Genomic DNA, 18,986 nt, shown 5'->3' on the forward strand with positions numbered 1-18,986 from the left:
ATAAATATGTCACAAATAGTTGTTTGCGCAATGTACAAATTTGTAACGCTTGAAGATTATGAAGCTATGCGCCAGCCTCTGCTTGATACTATGATAAAAAATAATGTCAAAGGTACACTACTTCTTGCTAATGAAGGTATTAATGGGACAGTAGCAGGATCTCGAGAAGGTGTAAATGCGTTATTAGCATATCTAAAATCTGATTCTAGATTAGCTGATATTGACTACAAAGAGTCTTATCATCAAGAAATGCCTTTCTATCGTTCAAAAGTAAAACTTAAAAAAGAGATTGTAACTCTTGGTATCGAAGAGATTGATCCAAATAAAGTCTGCGGAAAGTATGTGGAGCCTAAAGATTGGAATGCTCTTATATCTGATCCAGAGACTATACTTGTAGATACTCGTAATGATTATGAGATAGAAATAGGTACATTCAAAAATGCTATTAATCCAAGCACAGAGACTTTTAGAGAATTTCCAGAATATGTCGATAAAAACCTAGACCCTAAAAAGCACAAAAAAGTAGCTATGTTTTGTACCGGTGGGATTAGATGTGAGAAATCTACAGCTTTAATGAAAGCTAAAGGTTTTGATGAGGTTTATCACCTAAAAGGCGGTATCTTAAAATATCTAGAAGAAGTACCAAAAGAAGAATCCATGTGGGAAGGTGAATGTTTTGTATTTGACTCAAGAGTAGCTGTAAATCATGATCTTGAGAAAGGTAGCTATGATCAATGCTTTGCTTGTCGTATGCCTATCACCGAAGAGGACAAAAAACGCCCAGAGTATGTCAAAGGTATAAGCTGTCATCATTGTTATGATAAAGTTACAGAAGAGCAAAAAGCACGCTTTGCAGAACGTGAAAAACAATCTCAACTAGCTGCTGAAAGAGGGTTTTCACATGTTGGTGATGATGCCAAAAAATTAGCAAAATTAAATAAACAACAAAAACAACAAGCAAAAGAAATAGCTCGTAAAAAAGCAAAAAGTGAAATTTGACTTCTACTTATAAACAATCAAAATTCAAATCATATTTTTAGAAGCAATTTTATACTCCTACTGTTAAAATAACATATATTTAAATATTTCTTTTAAGATATAAATTCTCAACATAAAAGGCTATAACTCTTATGCAAGAAAAAATCACACAATTTGAGAACTTTTTAGCTCAACTACAACAAAAAATCACATCTACTCTTGAGCAATCTGAAACTAGCTCAGCTAAATTTATTAGTGATAAATGGCAAAAGCCAGATACTCCTGAACAAAAACTCAAAGGCTATGGTAACTCTATGATTATAGAGGGCGGTGAAATCTTTGAAAAAGGCGTCGTTGCATTCTCTAGAGTACACGGAGATGCTTTACCACCATCAGCTACCGCAAAAAGACAAGAACTTGCTGGTAAATCATTTATTGCCACAGGTGTTTCGTTAGTTATTCATCCTCGCAATCCTTTTGTGCCAACATCTCATGCTAACTTTAGAATCTTCGTTGCTGGTGCTGATACAGATAATCCTATATGGTGGTTTGGTGGTGGTTTTGATCTAACCCCTTACTACCCTTTTGAGGAAGATGCTATTCACTGGCACCAGACTGCAAAAAATATTTGCGATAAACATGACACTAGCTACTATCCTAGTTTCAAAAAATGGTGTGATGAATACTTTTATCTCAAACATCGTGATGAATGTAGAGGCGTTGGAGGTTTGTTTTTTGATGATTTAAATGATAAATCTTTTGATGAATGTTTTAAATTTGTGACTGATTGTGCAAATTCATACTTAGATGCTTATATACCAATAGTAGAAAAAAGAAAAAATATCGAATATTCACAAAAGCATAAAGATTTTCAACTTTACCGTCGTGGTAGATATGTCGAATTTAATCTAGTCTTCGATAGAGGTACAATATTTGGCCTTCAAAGTGGTGGACGCACAGAATCAATACTATCATCAATGCCACCTATGGCTACTTGGAAGTATAACTGGCAACCTGAGCCTGGTTCTGAAGAAGAAAAAGTATATGAATATATAAAGCCAAGAGATTGGATTAAATAGTGTTCACAAGTAAAAAACATATCATTTATGTAAAAAATAATTATGTTACAATAAGCTCAAATTATTAGAGGTTTTTTTAGATTATGAAAATTAATTTTTGTGCGGGTCCTGCTGTTGTGCCTACATCTATAATAGAACAGTTGCAACAAATGATGATTGATTATAAAAATACTGGCGTATCTTTATTATCTATTTCACATCGTGATAAAGTTTTTGATGAAGTGCATGCCTCTATTCAAAAAAATCTCAGAAGTTTGCTTAATATTCCGGATAACTACTCTGTGCTTCTGATGCAAGCTGGAGCTACGGCACAATTTGCTGCTATACCTATGAATTTAGCAGATAAGTATAATAAAGCATTGTATGTATGTAGTGGGCAATGGTCAGAAAAAGCTGCTCAAGAAGCTGCTAAATTCATCTCTGTAGATGCTGTGAAATATGATGATAATATTGCTCAAAGTTTCCAAGCTGATACATACGACTATATATATTACACAGATAATGAGACTGTAGATGGTTTTCAGATTAACAAACTTGCTAAGTCTTGCAACACTGAAATAGTCTGTGATATGTCCTCAAGCTTTCTATCAAAGCCGATCAATATTAGTGATTACGGTTTGATATATGCTGGTGCGCAGAAAAATGCTGGTATACCAGGTTTGACTATAGTTATCGTCAAAGATTCTTTAATCAAAGCAAAAGATAATATTCCAGTAGTATTTGACTATCTAGTTACCAAAAAATCAAATTCAGTTTACAACACTCCTTCTGTAATCTCATGGGTTACTTTTGAGTTGACTCTAGAATATTTAATTAACAAATTTGATAATTTGAAAAATGTAGAAACTTTTAGTAACCAAAAAGCAAATCTACTCTACTCAGCTATAGATAGTTCAAAAATTTTCAAAAATGATATCAAGCCAGAATATCGTTCTAACATGAATATTATATTTCATTTATCAAATGAGGAACTAACCAATAAATTCCTAAGTGAGGCTAGTAAAGCTGGTTTTTATGGCTTAAAAGGACATCGAAGTGTCGGTGGCTGTAGAGCTAGTCTTTATAATGCTGTTAGTCTAGAAGATGTTGAAAAATTAGTACAATTTATGCAAGGCTTTGAGAATGAACAACTCTAAAATAATAACAGTAGATGGACCAAGTGGTGTCGGTAAAGGAACATTATCAAAAAAATTAGCCAAGTACTTTGACTATAAGCTTTTGGATAGTGGTGCAATATATAGAATAGCAGCATTACACTGCTACAATGCTGGTGCTAATTTAGATAATCAAGATGATGTTTGTGATAAGCTTGAATCACTAAACATATCGTTTAAAGTTCAAAATGATTCTATAATAGTTCTTCTAAATAATGCTGATGTGACTAAAGCTATCCGTACTGAACAAACTGGGATGCTAGCATCAAAAACTTCTGCATATCCAAAAGTACGCCAAATGTTACATGATAAAATGCTCTCTTTTGCAACTGATGCTGGACTTGTAGCAGATGGTAGAGATATGGGTACAGTTGTTTTCCCTGATGCTAAATACAAATTCTTCTTAGATGCTAGTTCAGAAGTTAGAGCCCAAAGAAGATATGATGAGTTACTGACAAAAGGTGAAAATCCTGATTTTTATAAAATCAAAAATGATATTGAACAAAGAGATTTTCAAGATAGAAATAGAAAAGTAGCTCCTTTGAAGCCTGCTGATGATGCTATTTTAGTTGATACTAGCAACCTATCTATCGAAGAAGTTTTCCAAAAAGTTTTAAATCACATTAACAATCTTTAATTTCTCCACACCAACAACATAAAATATCACAACCATCAGCTCCTGAAACGACAGAGTGTTGTGAGTTAATAGGATTGATAAAAAAATCACCCTTACTAAACTCTCCTCTTTCATCACACATAGAACCCTCTATAACATATACCCATTCAACATCTGGATGACTATGTTGGCTTAATCTTGCATTTGGCTCCAATCTAATAAAGTCTATTTGAAAGTTTCTTGAGTCATCTCTCGCTAATAACTTTTTAGAAATTCCTGGCTTAAATGCTTCAAGGTTGATATCTTTTAAATTTGTTTTCATTTGTCTAACTCCACTCAAACTAAACACTGCTAATAATTCTACTTTATCATAGATAAAAATAACTTTATAATTACACGATTAAAAAAGATTTTAACTAAATTAATCAATGTCTGAAATTAATTCTCTAAATAAAAAGTTAAATAAAATAATTATTGAAACAAATGGTTTATCAATATTTAACACCCTTGAACTACTAAGTTATGAGAATCTAGATGAACATGCATCGCAATGCCTTCAAGATTTCATAAAAAAACTCAAATTATTTAATAATGATGAGCTAGATATAGAAGACTTACTAAATCACCCTATTGGTATAGCATTTTATGACTTTTTAAAGAGTTTTCCTCTTAAATATCATGAAGAGCATATCCACCTAACAGGCTCTCTCTCAGCAGAGTTTATTTACCCACGCCTCAAGAAACTTTTAGATGGTAAAAATGGTAATATCTATAGCCAAAAAATAGTAAATATCTATGGCGAAAATGCACTACCAATAAATTCTGTAGAAGATGTTGAAAAACTTATAGTTTTAAAAGATGGTGAAAAATTCTCAAGATATTTAGATCTTTTGTATCTTGCAAAAATTATTCTCAATACAAAACAAGATCATATAGATGCCGCTTATCACATGGCTAGTGAACTATATCATAAACATAATGTTGGAAGTATTAGACTTAAATTCACACTATCTCGTTCTACAAGTGATGAAAAAGAAGCAATTTTAAATGAGGACTTGGCAACAGAAGAAGATGTAGTTCTTGGACTTTATGAAGGTTTTGAGAAATTCAAAGAAGAATATCCAGATTTTGGTTATGTGCTTTCTCCATCATTTAGAAAAGAAGCTAATTTTTTTGATGCTACAAAGTTTAAAACAAAAAAAGAAAGTTTTGAATACCAAGTGAATTGTCTAATCGATATATTAGAAAAGTATCCATTTCTACAGAATGTAATGAAGGATATAGATACTGTTGGTGATGAAAAAAATATCTACAAAAAAGCCCATTTTGAAACATTAAAACAAGGAATTAGAAAACTGCAATATTATGGTTTCAAAATTCGCTCACATCATGGAGAGACTTTCCACACACTAAAGAAAGGCGTGCAAGCAGTTGATAATGCTTTAAATATTTGGAATATTGATACACTAGAACATGGTCTATCAATTGGTATCAATCCGAACTATTACTTTCAAAGATTGCTACAAAAGGTTCTAAAACTTAATCAGAACTCTCAGCCTCTTGATGACAAATCCATGGAATATCGAGAGATACAAGAAATTCATTGGAATGAAAATAACTCTTTAATTAGAGATAAAATCACAAATGGAATAAAACTAAATTCTGATGAAGTTTTAGAATTTACAAAAATAAAATTCCATACAGCTATTGAAATAGAAAGATATCAGCACGATGTTCTAAATAGAATTATCAGTAAAAATATTGGTGTTGTTGGTCTTCCTTCTTCTAATCTCAAATTAACTACAGCCATCCCAGACTACAAAGACCACCCTTTCAGCTGGTGGGAGAAAAAAGGTATCAAACTAGGTATTGGTACGGATAACTACATTACTTTAGATACTAACTATATTAGAGAAATGCTAATTATTTTATTTTCTGATGCACATAATCTAAAAATCACTAAATTGCTAATGGTGGCTTGTAAAGAAAATAGACGAGCTTACATTAGTAGCCTACTATGGAAAATGAATAAGAAATAATTTAAATAAGATGCGGTATTATTAAAGTAACTAATATTACACTCTAAGAAAATGGCTTCCTACACTATGTTTTCTACTTATTGCTTGTTCTACAGAGAGCTTAGCTAACTTGAGTACTTTACGATATACCTCTAATTTTAGGTCGTAATTTTCTAAATCATGATTATGGGCAATAGATTTTTCTAATACTTCTAGCTCTTTATAAACATTTATTAACTCGTTTTGCTTTCTGACTAATCCAACACTATCCCACATTAACTGGCGTATATGAGTTATTTGTTTTGTATAATCATAATTAGATTCAACTAATTTTAACTGTTGATTGTCCTCTAGATAAGTATCTTTTATATTTATTAAAATATGTTTACTTGCTGCAAGTGCATACACAATACATTCTAATAGTGAATTACTCGCAAGTCTATTTGCTCCGTGAAGACCAGTACAAGAAACCTCACCAACTGCATAAAGTCCATCGATATTTGTTTGGGAATATTTATCTACACTAATTCCTCCACAACTATAATGCGCTGCCGGAGATATTGGGATTCTATCATTTGTAGGGTCAATATTATTATCTAATAACTTCTGATATATGTACGGAAAATTTTCTTGCCATTGACTAGAGCTCAAATGAGTAGCATTTAGGTAAATATCTCTTCCAGCTTGCATATTTATGTATATTTGTCGTGCAACAATATCTCTAGGAGCTAAGTCTTGTCTTTCATGAACTGACTTCATTATTCGCAAGCCTTTCTCAGTTTCTAGTATTGCTCCACTACCCCGAATAGCTTCTGATATTAATACAGGATCTCCATTTCGAGCAAAAAAACATGTTGGATGAAATTGTGTGAATTCTAAATTCTCAAGCTCACAACCAATATCATAAGCCATTATCATAGAACTACCAGTTCCAGCTGTTGCGTTAGTTACATATTTGTATAGTCCTGAAGCACCTCCCGATGCTAATATTACTTTCTTTGCAATAAACTTAGTCACATTATGACTTATGTCATGAGTATATAAGCCTATACATTTATTATCTTTTTTAATCAATTCAATAACATTATGTTCAGAATATATAGTGATATTTTTTAATCTATCTAGATTTTCATATAACTTAGTAATAACAGCTCGACCAGTATAGTCTTTGATATGCAAGATTCTTGCTAAAGAGTGTCCTCCCTCTAAATGTAAGCTATATTTACCATCTGACTTTCTATCAAAATCCACACCATGTTCTTCTAACCACGATATTGAGGAGTTAGATTCTGTCACTACTTTTGTAATACTATCAAGATTTGCAATCTTTCCACTAGCTATATATGTATCGTTGACATGTGATTGTATTGTATCTTCTTGAGAAACTATTGCTGCGATTCCGCCTTGAGCATACGAGCTTGCGCTATGGCTTAATTTTTGATCAAAAATCAAAGCCACATTTAATCCATGCTCAGCTAACTCAATAGTGGCTACTATACCAGCTAATCCTCCACCAACTATAACTACATCATGCTTTCTAGTAATCATTGTTATAATTGAACCTGCATAGATAAATCTATCGCCGTAATATGTTTAGTAATTGCTCCTACAGATATAAAATCCACACCCGTTTGAGCCATCTTCACTATAGAGTTACTATCTATATTACCTGATACTTCAAGCGCTACCTTATCTTTAGCAATCTCGACTGCTTTGTTTATATCCTCAATCGAGAAATTATCTAGCATAATGATATTAGCACCAGCTTGAATCGCTTGATTTAACTCATCAAGATTAGTCACCTCAACCTCTATAGTTTTTGTAGGTTGTAAACGAGCAGCTTTTGAAACAGCTTTTGCAATGCCGCCAGCTGAACGGATGTGATTCTCTTTGATCAAATATGCGTCAAATAAGCCTATGCGATGATTAAATCCTCCACCACATGTAACAGCATATTTTTGAGCCATACGAAAGCATGGAATAGTTTTACGCGTATCAAGAAGCTTTGTCTTATAATCAGCAATCAATTTAACTAAATTATTTGTTGCTGTTGCTGTAGCAGAAAGCATCTGAATAAAATTAAGCATTGCTCTCTCTGCTGTTAAAATACTCCGAGCATTACCTCTAAGCTCAAAAATCTTCTCATCAGCAGATATTTTGTCTGCATCATCATAAAACCATATTATCTGGATATTTTTATCCACTTGATTTATAACTTCATTAGCAAACTCTTTACCACATAAAACCATATCTTCACGTGTAATACAAAATGCTGTCGTATCTACATCTTCGGCAAGTTGTGCTGTAATATCACCATCAGCAATATCTTCGACTAAAGATTCTGCTACTAATTTTTTAATAACATTCTCTGGAACACTAGTAATCTGATTAGTATTTAACATTATTTCAGACATAATACTTCCTTAGAAATTTATCATTCTGTTTAGAGGAATAAGAGCTTTTTGGCGCACTGTTTCTTCTACGAATATCTCATTATCTTGATTAATCAAACAATCTTTTAGATTCTTAAGCTGATTTAGCTTCATCCATGGACATTTTGCACATGATTGACATGTTGCACCACGACCTGCTGTAGGTGCTGGAATAAATTGTTTATGCGGTGATAACTGTTTCATTTTATAAAACACACCTGTATCAGTCGCTACGATAAACTTATCATTGTCCATGTCTTTACTTGCAGCTATTAATTGAGAAGTTGATCCTACCGCATCTGCTCTTTTTATAATCTCAGCAGGTGACTCAGGATGTACCAAAACTGCAGCATCGGGATGCTCAAGCATCAGATCATCCAGCGCTTGTGCCTTAAACTCTTCATGCACTATGCAGCTACCATCATATAGTAGCATATCAGCCCCTGTTTGTTTTATAATCCAATCTCCTAGAAATCTATCAGGGCCCCAAAGTAATTTTTTACCTTGCTTATGCAGATGTGAGCATATTTCTAAAGCATTTGATGATGTCACAGTCCAGTCAGCTAGCGCTTTAATCTCTGCAGATGTGTTGACATATACAACAACTTCCCTATCAGGATTGGCTTCTATAAACTTTTTAAACTCATCATTACTACAGCTTAAATCTAGCGAACACTCAGCTTCTAAAGTTGGCATAAGAATTTTTTTCTCAGGACTGAGGATCTTAGCAGAATCACCCATAAATCTAACACCCGCAACCACGAGAGTATCGCATTCACTTTCAAGACCAAACTTTGCCATAGCAAGCGAATCTCCAACAAAGCCACCAGTTTTCTCTGCTAACTCTTGTATTTCTGCATCAACATAATAATGTGCTACCAAGCAAGCATTATTCTGCTTCAATAGCTCTTGTATTTCATGCATATATTGTTGCTTTTCAGTATCTTTTATTTTCAAACTAGGTAACTCTTGTCTAGCTTGTGATATTTTGTCTTTTATAAGTTTTTGATTTAACATCCAAATGTCTCCTTAGTTATTAGCTTTGGATATTTTCTTCGAAATATTTACATAATTGCTCTAATGATTGACTAAAATCATCATTTACGAGTTGATAATCATATTCATCTGCATGAGAGATTTCAGACTCTGCTTGACTCATTCGATAGTCTATAATATCTTTAGAGTCTGTATTTCTAGTTTCTAGACGCTTTCTCAACTCATCCATAGACGGAGGTAAAATAAATATACTTTTTGCCTTGTGTCCATATATAGATCTTGTTTGTTGGGCACCTTGCCAATCAATCTCAAGAATTATATTTTTGCCTTGCGTAAGTAATTTATCTATTTCAGACTTAGATGTCCCATAGTAATTTTTGAAAACTTTAGCATATTCAATAAAGCCATTAGCGTCTAGCATCTTTTCAAACTCTATAATCGAAACGAAATGATACTCTTTACCATTAGTTTCACCTATCCGAGGATCTCTGGTTGTATGTGATGTTGCCACAGCAAAATTTTCTTTGCCAATTTCAGTTTCTAAAAAAGCTTTTAATAAGGAGCTTTTGCCGGCACCAGAAGGCGCAGAAACTATAAAAATATAGTTACTCATTTATAGAAAAAATTATTGTATAGATAGTTCGATGAATTATACAACTTTAGATAGGTAAATAGAATAATACACAAGAAATTATTTATTTGAGAATATAAGAAACCAGTATTATTGAGCTGTAAGATTTAATTTTTTGCCAGCAACCCAAACATTTCTAAGGTGACTTATAACTTTTGGAGATAAATTTGCTGGCAAATCTACTAATGTATGATCTTTTTGGATAGAGATATTACAAATATGCTTGCTATCAATATTTCCTTCATTAGCTATAGCACCTACTATATTTCTTGGCTGAACATCATTATCACGACCTACTTCAAGTTTATATGTAGTCAAATCAATATTTACAGCTCTACGAGGCTTTCTATCAGACCTGTCTGATCTGTCAAATTTATCAGATCTATCAAAACGACTATTTCTATCACTACGATCGCCTCTACGCTCAAACCTATCATTTCTGCCACCATCTCTAGAGTTACCTCTTAAATTTCTATCTCTTTGAGGTCTATCATCTCTAGCTTGGATTTCTCTCGGGAAGAATGATTTCTTACCTTGAGCTAATAATGTAAGTACAGCCAAAAGCTCATCAGAGTCTAACTCTAGCTCATCACGTATACTTGTAATAATTTCTTTATAATTATCCAAAGATTTATTTTTATCTAATGCTGAAGCTATTCGAGTCTTGAAATGATCTATTCTACTTTGTGCTAAGTCTTTTGCACTTGGCATAAACACTTCTTGCATTGGAGAGCCTGTAAATCTCTCTAAAGTACGCAAAAATCTCATTTCCTTTAATGGAACTAGAGAAATTGAAATACCCTCACGTCCAGCCCTACCTGTACGACCAATTCTATGTACATACGTATCAGAATCATTAGGCATATCATAGTTAATTACATGACTAATACGCTCAAGATCTATACCTCTGGCAACAACATCTGTAGCTACTAAAACGTCAGATTTAGCGCTTCTAAATTGATCAACTATATATTCACGTTGAGATTGTTGCATATCTCCATTAATAGCTGCTACTCTATAGCCAAGAGCTTTTAGATTATCAGCTACTTCAATAGTGCTTGTCTTAGTTTTAACAAAGATAATGACGCCATCGGTTTCTTCAACTTCAAGCAATCTATCTAATGCATCTATCTTTCTAAAGCCTTTTATTACTATGAATTTTTGTGTCACAGTATTTGCAGTTTTTGTTTTTGCTTTTACTTGTATCTTACAAGGATTTCTTAGATACTCTTGGATAATATCTGCTATATCAGTAGGAATAGTCGCTGAGAAAAGCAATCTTTGGCATTCATCTGATACATGGCTTAGAACATATCTAACATCATCAATAAAGCCCATTCTAAGCATCTCATCAGCTTCATCTAATACTAATGCTCTTAGATTATCAAGCTGTAATGTACCTTTTTCGATGTGATCCATCACACGACCAGTAGTACCAACTACAACTTTTACTCCTTGCTTAAGTGCTCTTATTTGAGAACCATACTCTTGGCCACCATAGATACACGCAACATCTAGGTTTGGTATATTCTTAGCAAAAGCTTGAAATTGCTCTGCTACCTGGATAGCTAACTCTCTTGTTGGAGCTAATACCAAAACTTGTGGAGCTCTATCTCTAGATTCTAAATCCATATTATTTATTAAAGGTAATGCAAAAGCTGCTGTTTTACCCGTACCCGTCTGTGCTTGACCAAGCACATCTCTACCCGATAAGATATATGGAATAGCATACTGTTGAATTGGTGTTGGATTTTCGTAACCTAATTTTATAACAGTATCTATAATATCTTGATTCAGCCCAAGCTGACTAAAATCTTTTTTAGTTTCAGAATTCATTTTTATCCGTAAATTTTTATATGAGAAATTTATTTAATAATTTGAAAATTATGAGAAATTTAAAATTATCCGCGAGATGTAATTTCTAATAAATGATAACCAAATTGAGTTTGAACAGGACCGTGAACTTTGTGAAGTTCATCGTTGAATACAACTTTATCGAACTCAGGAACCATTTGACCTTGAGAGAAAGTACCTAAATCACCACCTCTAGCTCCAGATGGGCATAGAGAATGTTTTTTAGCTGCTTCTTCAAAAGTTATTTTACCTTCAGATATATCTTTTTTGATTTGTTGACACTCAGATTCTGATTGCACTAATAAATGTCTAGCTGAAGCTTTCATAATTATAGTTCCTTATTTTTTGATTTAACTATCAGTAATTACAAAGTAAAGAATACATTATTTGATAAAAATATACAACTTTATTAAAGGGCACTACTCTCCCAAATTGCGTAGTTTTTTGCCAGAAATAAGATTATCTTCAATTTTTTCTAGACTAGTACCTTTTGTTTCAGGGACAAACATTTTTAAGAAGAATATAGAAGCCAAACAGAAGGCAGCATAAACCAAGAAAATAATAACATCTCCAAATGCTACTTTAGTCATAATAACATTTGAATTAGCAATCACAACTCCTGCAAACGTCCAGTTAACAACTGTTGTGACAGTCATACCTATTTCTCTAGTTTTAATAGGAAAAATCTCTGAACAAAGAGTCCATGCAACAGGTCCCCATGAACAAGCAAAACCAAAAATGTATACTAAACAAGATACAAGTAATACATATTTGATAAAATCAGCTGGATCTTGAGTATGTTTAATGAAATAGAAACAAATCGCAGAAACTATCAGTGATGACATCATCACAACTGCACCGACAGTTAAAAGTTTTTTCCTACCCCATTTCTCAACCCACTTGATAGCTGGGAATGTAGATAAAAAGTTAACTAAATATACTGCTAACGCGGCGACTAATACATTAAGACCAACATCTGATAGAAAATGTGGTGCATAATAAATCATCATATTAATACCAACTAACTGTTGAAACATTTGAATAATTACACCAACTATTAGTATTTTCCAAAAATATTTTTTAGCTAAGCTTTCTACCACAGAGCCATGATTAGTACTAAGAACTTTTTTAGTCTCCGCAATTTCATTATCAATTTCATGAGCAGCTCTCAGTTTAGTTAAAACTTTATGAGCTTCTTGATCTCTACCTTTAGATAATAACCATCTTGGGCTTTTAGGCAAGAAAAAACATCCAACAAACATCAAAAATGCAAATAGTGTAATAACACTAAACATTAGTGATAATGAAATTTTTTCATGACCTAACCACATTACGATAATTATGTTAGTTAGAGAAATTAAGAATATACCAAAAGTAATCATCAACTGGAATAATGTTGAAATTGATCCTCTAATCTTTGTTGGAGCAGTTTCGGCAAGATACAATGGCGTAGCAAAAGATGCTAAACCAACACCAAAACCAAGTAGAAATCTACAAAATGTTAGTATGTTTATTGGAGGCAAAAATGATGAAACTAAAGCCCCAACAAGAAAAGCAAATCCTGCAATCATTAGCGTGTTTTTTCTACCAAAAAATTTAGTAAAAAAACCACTACAAATAGTACCTAATATACCCCCAGTTGCTAATATAGCATTGAAGCTACCAGCAGCCTTTGCATCCAAACCATAAAGTTTGTTAAGAGTATCACCTGCATTACCGATAAAACCCTGATCCAAACCAAATAGTAAACCTCCCAATGCCGCTATTGTTGCTATTAGATAAACTATCTTTTTATATTCTTGATGAGCATCCATATTTTAACCCCACTAGTTACTCAATGATTAACAAATTAACTACCAATCTTAGCTAGACGCTTGCCAGCTCTCAGATTATTTTCAATCTCTTCCAATGAAACATCTTTTGTCTCTGGTACAAAAAACTTAACAAATAGTAAGCAAACTATACAAGATATCGCAAATCCAAAGAACGTACTATCAGGATGGAACGTTAACCAAGTTAGTGCAAAGTTACCAATAATAGCATTACAAATCCAGTTACTCATAGTCGAAGCCGTTACACCAAAGTCTCTACCCTCAATAGGTTGAATCTCAGAGCATAAAATCCAAATCACAGGCCCCATAGATATCGCAAAACCAAAAATAAATAGTAGACAAAAAATTAACGCAGTCCATTGTAGTGTCTGAGATAAAACCATTGGTTGACCATATGCAAAGTGCGCTTTAAATATAAACCCTACTACTAGGCATGATGTAATAAGTAGACTTAAACCAAAGTATAAAATAGGCTTACGCCCAAACTTATCAACGTACTTAATCGCTAAGAATGTAGTCAACATATTAAGTAAACCAATTACTATTGTAGATGTTGAAGGATTAGTAAATCCTGCTAACTTAAAAATATCAGTTGAGTAATACATAAAAGCATTCATACCTGTAAATTGTTGAAATGCTTGTAGAGCAATACCTAGTAATACTACTTTTATAAAAAACTTTTGCTTTAGTAGAGAAAAAATACTAACACCTGTATGAGTTGTTTGTCTAATTTCCTCATGCTCTTCTAAAGCTTCTGCTTCACTTGATCTTATCTTCTTAAGAACTAGTGCTGCTTCTTCATTATTACCTTTTAAGACCAGCCATCTAGGGCTTCTTGGTAATGTCAAACATCCAAAAAACATTATCACAGATGGAACTGCTAATACTGCTAACATTATTCTCCATGAACCAGTACTTTCTAATGCAGAGTTTGTTAAAAAAACCAAAAATAGACCAATAGTAATCATTAACTGATACAAAGCTATAAGTGCTCCCCTAAATTCTTTAGGCGCTATTTCAGATAGATATAATGGAGCTATAAATGAAGCTATACCTACTGCTATGCCCAAGATAAATCTTGATGAAATAAACACTTCATAATTTGGAGCTAAAATACCCACGATTGTAAATACAGAAAATATAGCTGCTGCAATTAATAAAACTTTTCTACGACCATAATGCTTTGACAAAAAGCCACTAAACAATGCTCCACATGCAGCACCCAATAATAAAACACTAGATACATGGCCACTCTCAGCTACGCTCAAGTCAAATGTCTGGGATATAAAATGTAATGAACCATTGACATAGCCAATATCCATACCAAAAAGTAGACCAGCAAGTGCTGCTATTATAGCCACACGAATGACTACAAAATTAATTTTTTTTTCACTCTGCATACAAACTTCCTATATTAATTTTTACTAAATACTCCAATTACTCATGATATACTATACTCAAAATACAAAACAACATTTTTTTAATTATAAATGAAGATTTCAGCTACAGTCTCACAACTAAAATCCTCCCATCGTCGTAAAAATATTTTGACTAACGAATGGGTATTAGTGTCCCCTCACAGATTAAATAGACCTTGGCAAGGTCAATCAGAAGAAACACAAAAAAACACCCTTCCTGAGTATGATGATAAATGTTATCTTTGTCCAACTAATACTCGAGCAAATGGAGAAGTAAATCCTGACTTCAAAGAAACTTTTGTATTTGAGAATGATTTCTCAGCACTTTCTAAAGAAAAAATAGATCCTAAACTTGAGATAAATGATGATTTATTCAAATTAAGTGGTGCTGCAGGTATTGCTAAGGTTGTTTGTTTTTCTGCTAAACATAATCTGACAATGGCGTCAATGCAAGAAGAAGATATAACTAAAGTTGTAGATTTATGGGCGACTGAAGTCAATCAACTCAGCAAAAAATATCAGTGGGTACAAGTTTTTGAAAATAAAGGTTCAATTATGGGTTGCTCAAATCCTCATCCTCATGGACAAATTTGGGCTTGTGATTTCTTACCTACAGAAGCTCAAAAAGAGTATGAGTCGCAACAACAATATTTTGAGAAAAACAAATCTAGTATGCTGATAGATTACGCCAATAGAGAAATAAAGGAAAAAGACCGAATTGTTTATCAAAATGATGACTGGTTAATTGTTGTACCATTTTGGGCAACATGGCCATATGAAACATTATTGCTACCAAAATTCAAATGCGCTCATATTAATCATCTGAATAATTTGCAAAGAAAATCACTTGCTAATGCTCTAAAAGTACTATTAGTAAAATATGATAAGCTATTTGATACCTCTTTCCCATATTCAATGGGTTGGCATGGTTCAATAAATGCTACAGAGTCTGATTACTGGCAGCTTCATGCACATTTCTATCCGCCATTATTGCGTTCAGCAACGGTTAAAAAATTCATGGTTGGTTTTGAAATGCTTGGAGAATCACAAAGAGATATCACTCCAGAGCTAGCGGCACAAGTTTTAAGAGAGCTATAATTATGATGGACTGTATTAAAGATAATTTAATTAATCGCTTCGTTAAACTTTATGGTAAAAAACCCCAAGTTTTTTTCTCGCCTGGCAGAGTAAATTTAATTGGAGAACATACTGATTATAATAATGGTTATGTAATGCCATTTGCTATCAACAAAGGTACTTTTATATCTATCGCAACAAGAAGTGACAATATTGTAAATGTTTATAGTGAAAATCTTGATGACTCAACTTCTTTTAATATCAATGAAATACAGCAAGTAGTATCAAACACATGGCAAAACTATATAAAAGGCGTTATAAATATAATTAAATTAGATTTCTATAAAGATATCAAAGGAGCAGATATTTATATCTTTAGTGATTTGCCTTTTGGGGCTGGCCTTTCATCATCTGCCTCGTTAAATACTGCATTAGCTTATGCTTATAATGAGATTTATGAGCTAAACATCTCTAAGCTTGAGCTTGCAAAAATTGCTCAAAAAGTTGAGCATGAATATATTGGTACAAAATGTGGAATTATGGATCAAATGGCTTGTTTATTTTCAAAGCAGAATGCTGCAACAATGATTGATTGTAATGATAATCATTGTGACAACATACCTTTTGAGCTTGATAACCTATCGGTGCTTATTTGTGATACAAATATTAAACACAATCTAGCAGATTCTGCTTATAATAAACGTCGTCAAGTCTGTGAAGATATAGCTAAATTTAATAATATAAAATCCTTACGCGAGCTAAATATAGAAAAATTAGAGCATACTAAAGCTAATTTTAACGAGGAAGAATATAAACTGGCATTACATGTTTACACAGAGAATCAAAGAGTGATAGATGCTACTAGTGCAATGACAACTAAAGATTGGAGTAATTTAGGTAAACTAATGTACCAATCTCACAACTCTTTAAAAAATAATTATAAAGTTAGTTGTAATGAGCTTGATTACTTAGTTGAGCTATCTCAAAGTTTTGCCGGAGTCTATGGAGCTAGAATGACGGGTGGCGGTTTTGGAGGCTCAACTATACACCTTCTGCCGACTAAACTTTTGAAGGATTATACTGACTACTTAGAAAAAAACTATTCTAAAAAGTTTAATATAAAGCCAACTTTTTATATTTCAAAAGCTTGTCAAGGTACACATATAATTTCTTAATAAAGATCTCTAACATTATTTAGAACCTATAAATAATTATATTAAGATGCTATTCTTTTAAAGAGAAAATACATCTTACCATACTATAAATAATGCTGCAAAAACTCTGGCTACTAACAATTTGTATCCTTTTAGCTTTGATTATGCCAGTACTATTATTTGGTTCAGAATCTCTTAAAGATGAAGATATATTAAATCAAAAAGAGTACTACAATGTCTTTAATTTTGATGATATAAATAGTAAAGATTTCAAACCAGCACCATTTATTGGAGTTAGCGGTGGCTGGGGACATGTCACTTCAGGTCCTTCAGCTGGAATTATATTTACAGCTGTTGGCTATAGATTTACTGAATCTTTTGGAGCTGAGTTTGCCTATGCTGGAGCTATTTCAAATATATATTCTACTACTCAAGTTAATAGCAATTACATGGGTATTTTAAAATATTTTTATAGAATAAATAATTATTTAACTTTTAGCTCAGGAGTTGGTGCTGGACTAAGTTATAACAGTATATTAAATATAGAAAATGCCAATAACGCCCCCGAAGAATACCTTCAAAGTAATAATGCTAAGACAGGTTTTGTAATTTTCCCATTTAGTCTAGGAATTCCTATAAAATCTATTGATAATCTTAGTATGGATATTAACTATATTTATGTTAGAAACTTTAATAAAACATCTGTAAATATTGTAACCACTGGCTTAATATACTCATTTTTATAAATTACAATTAAACATAATAATTTATGTTTTAGCTAATTTCTCAACCTCTTGATAATACTTTGAATCTTTAACAAGTATATAGCCAGTATCACTATTAGAATCTGTAAGATAAGCATGTTCAAATATATTTGAAATTGTCAGTGGCTCATTTTTTGCATTAGCAATCCCTAGATAGTAATTATAGATAACTCCTCTAGGATGTTCTTTCGATATCTCAACTTTAGTTTTTGATCCACCTTTATCTTTCATCTCTTGAGAACTTAAAGAAGTTACATGAATATACATTCCTTCTATATTGTTGCTATTTGTCAAGTAACGTAGATAAGAATCTAGATTATAGCTAAACTCTATAGCTTTTATTATACTTTTAGGATTTTCAGGTTGATCGTAAATATCTATGACAACATTTTCAATCTTAATTTGAGCCTTATATTTATCAAACCACTCTTTTGCACTCAAATTCCAGTTATTATCTTGATTAAAGATCTCATAACTTCGCTCACTATTATATGATAACCTCTCATAGTCACGATGATCCTCTGATGAGTTATAGCTTATCTTTATACGAAAATTTACAGTATTCAAATCATAGTAGTTAGCTATAAAATTACTATCTATGTATTTTTCAATCTTGGGCATCAATATACTCTCGCCACAATTATCACTATTTACATTATACTTCCCATCTATGCTAGGTACAGTTGGATTGGCATTTATAAGATTATTATCAAGTTGATTAGCTACAAACACAGTACACTCATTCACTTTTTCACTTGATAGCCAACCAGTATCAACATACTCTCCTAGAACTACTGATAACCCTCGATCATATGTTCTTTCAACCTTATATTGTCTATCGTATTTTTTCTCAGCATAGTTTTGAGCAATATCTTTAATTTGCCCGCCAGTTGTTAGAGCAAAACTATAACAAAACTGTATAGGAATAAATAAAACTGAGACTGCTATTAATATCTTGTTTAATTTCATAGAAATTCAAGCTC

General features: G+C 32.6%; 18 protein-coding genes. 8 read left to right on the top strand and 10 right to left on the bottom strand.

The window, feature by feature from the left end; genetic code table 11:
- The first annotated feature begins 6 nt into the window (after nt 1–6).
- The 4 genes from trhO (at nt 7) to cmk (ending at nt 3,848) form a co-directional block, all read left to right on the top strand.
- Nucleotides 7–999, top strand: coding sequence for an oxygen-dependent tRNA uridine(34) hydroxylase TrhO (trhO, locus tag FTPG_RS07510; RefSeq protein ID WP_004287839.1), 993 nt, complete (start codon nt 7–9; stop codon nt 997–999).
- A gap of 131 nt (nt 1,000–1,130) precedes the next feature.
- On the top strand, nt 1,131–2,057 hold the full coding sequence (gene hemF / locus FTPG_RS07515; RefSeq protein ID WP_004287840.1) for an oxygen-dependent coproporphyrinogen oxidase: 927 nt from the start codon (nt 1,131–1,133) through the stop codon (nt 2,055–2,057).
- A gap of 83 nt (nt 2,058–2,140) precedes the next feature.
- Nucleotides 2,141–3,193, top strand: coding sequence for a 3-phosphoserine/phosphohydroxythreonine transaminase (gene serC, locus FTPG_RS07520; RefSeq protein ID WP_004287841.1), 1,053 nt, complete (start codon nt 2,141–2,143; stop codon nt 3,191–3,193).
- Nucleotides 3,180–3,848 carry a (d)CMP kinase gene (cmk, locus tag FTPG_RS07525; protein WP_004287842.1) on the top strand — a complete coding sequence of 223 codons (669 nt, stop codon included), beginning with the start codon at nt 3,180–3,182 and terminating at the stop codon, nt 3,846–3,848. The genes serC and cmk overlap by 14 nt, the downstream gene beginning before the upstream one ends.
- Here cmk and FTPG_RS07530 read toward each other — a convergent pair.
- Entirely contained in the window at nt 3,835–4,149 is a 315-nt protein-coding gene (locus FTPG_RS07530) for a cupin domain-containing protein (protein ID WP_035722592.1), read from the bottom strand. The genes cmk and FTPG_RS07530 overlap by 14 nt on opposite strands.
- 106 nt (nt 4,150–4,255) lie before the next feature.
- Here FTPG_RS07530 and FTPG_RS07535 point away from each other — a divergent pair, with 106 nt between their 5' ends.
- Nucleotides 4,256–5,866, top strand: coding sequence for an amidohydrolase family protein (locus FTPG_RS07535; protein ID WP_004287844.1), 1,611 nt, complete (start codon nt 4,256–4,258; stop codon nt 5,864–5,866).
- 36 nt (nt 5,867–5,902) lie between these two features.
- On the opposite strand, the gene nadB is transcribed toward FTPG_RS07535, so the two are convergent.
- The 8 genes from nadB to FTPG_RS07575 form a co-directional block, all read right to left on the bottom strand.
- The gene (gene nadB, locus FTPG_RS07540) at nt 5,903–7,393 is read right to left on the bottom strand and encodes an L-aspartate oxidase (protein ID WP_004287845.1); all 1,491 of its coding nucleotides are present in this window, start codon (nt 7,391–7,393) and stop codon (nt 5,903–5,905) included.
- 2 nt (nt 7,394–7,395) lie between these two features.
- Complete coding sequence (gene nadC, locus FTPG_RS07545; protein ID WP_004287846.1) at nt 7,396–8,259, bottom strand: carboxylating nicotinate-nucleotide diphosphorylase; 864 nt, start codon at nt 8,257–8,259, stop codon at nt 7,396–7,398.
- A gap of 9 nt (nt 8,260–8,268) precedes the next feature.
- Nucleotides 8,269–9,294, bottom strand: a complete 1,026-nt coding sequence (gene nadA / locus FTPG_RS07550) for a quinolinate synthase NadA (protein ID WP_004287847.1) — start codon at nt 9,292–9,294, stop codon at nt 8,269–8,271.
- Nucleotides 9,295–9,313: 19 nt separating this feature from the next.
- Nucleotides 9,314–9,886: a guanylate kinase gene (gene gmk / locus FTPG_RS07555; RefSeq protein ID WP_004287848.1), complete on the bottom strand. Its 573-nt coding sequence runs from the start codon at nt 9,884–9,886 to the stop codon at nt 9,314–9,316.
- Between the two features lie 108 nt (nt 9,887–9,994).
- Nucleotides 9,995–11,740: a DEAD/DEAH box helicase gene (locus tag FTPG_RS07560; protein WP_004287849.1), complete on the bottom strand. Its 1,746-nt coding sequence runs from the start codon at nt 11,738–11,740 to the stop codon at nt 9,995–9,997.
- Nucleotides 11,741–11,805: 65 nt separating this feature from the next.
- Nucleotides 11,806–12,084 carry a peptidylprolyl isomerase gene (locus tag FTPG_RS07565; RefSeq protein ID WP_004287850.1) on the bottom strand — a complete coding sequence of 93 codons (279 nt, stop codon included), beginning with the start codon at nt 12,082–12,084 and terminating at the stop codon, nt 11,806–11,808.
- A 93-nt stretch (nt 12,085–12,177) separates the two neighbouring features.
- Complete coding sequence (locus FTPG_RS07570) at nt 12,178–13,572, bottom strand: sugar porter family MFS transporter (protein ID WP_004287851.1); 1,395 nt, start codon at nt 13,570–13,572, stop codon at nt 12,178–12,180.
- Between the two features lie 35 nt (nt 13,573–13,607).
- Complete coding sequence (locus FTPG_RS07575; RefSeq protein ID WP_004287852.1) at nt 13,608–14,990, bottom strand: sugar porter family MFS transporter; 1,383 nt, start codon at nt 14,988–14,990, stop codon at nt 13,608–13,610.
- 90 nt (nt 14,991–15,080) lie between these two features.
- Here FTPG_RS07575 and FTPG_RS07580 point away from each other — a divergent pair, with 90 nt between their 5' ends.
- The 3 genes from FTPG_RS07580 (at nt 15,081) to FTPG_RS09585 (ending at nt 17,985) form a co-directional block, all read left to right on the top strand.
- Complete coding sequence (locus tag FTPG_RS07580; protein ID WP_004287853.1) at nt 15,081–16,106, top strand: UDP-glucose--hexose-1-phosphate uridylyltransferase; 1,026 nt, start codon at nt 15,081–15,083, stop codon at nt 16,104–16,106.
- Nucleotides 16,107–16,108: 2 nt separating this feature from the next.
- Nucleotides 16,109–17,260, top strand: a complete 1,152-nt coding sequence (locus FTPG_RS07585; RefSeq protein ID WP_004287854.1) for a galactokinase — start codon at nt 16,109–16,111, stop codon at nt 17,258–17,260.
- A 143-nt stretch (nt 17,261–17,403) separates the two neighbouring features.
- Nucleotides 17,404–17,985, top strand: coding sequence for a hypothetical protein (locus tag FTPG_RS09585; RefSeq protein WP_144402368.1), 582 nt, complete (start codon nt 17,404–17,406; stop codon nt 17,983–17,985).
- Between the two features lie 21 nt (nt 17,986–18,006).
- Here the strand turns inward: FTPG_RS09585 and FTPG_RS07595 are convergent, their stop codons facing one another.
- Nucleotides 18,007–18,972, bottom strand: coding sequence for a hypothetical protein (locus tag FTPG_RS07595; RefSeq protein WP_004287856.1), 966 nt, complete (start codon nt 18,970–18,972; stop codon nt 18,007–18,009).
- Nucleotides 18,973–18,986 lie beyond the last annotated feature (14 nt).

Source organism: Francisella philomiragia subsp. philomiragia ATCC 25015 (genome assembly GCF_000156715.1).
Lineage (GTDB): Bacteria > Pseudomonadota > Gammaproteobacteria > Francisellales > Francisellaceae > Francisella > Francisella philomiragia.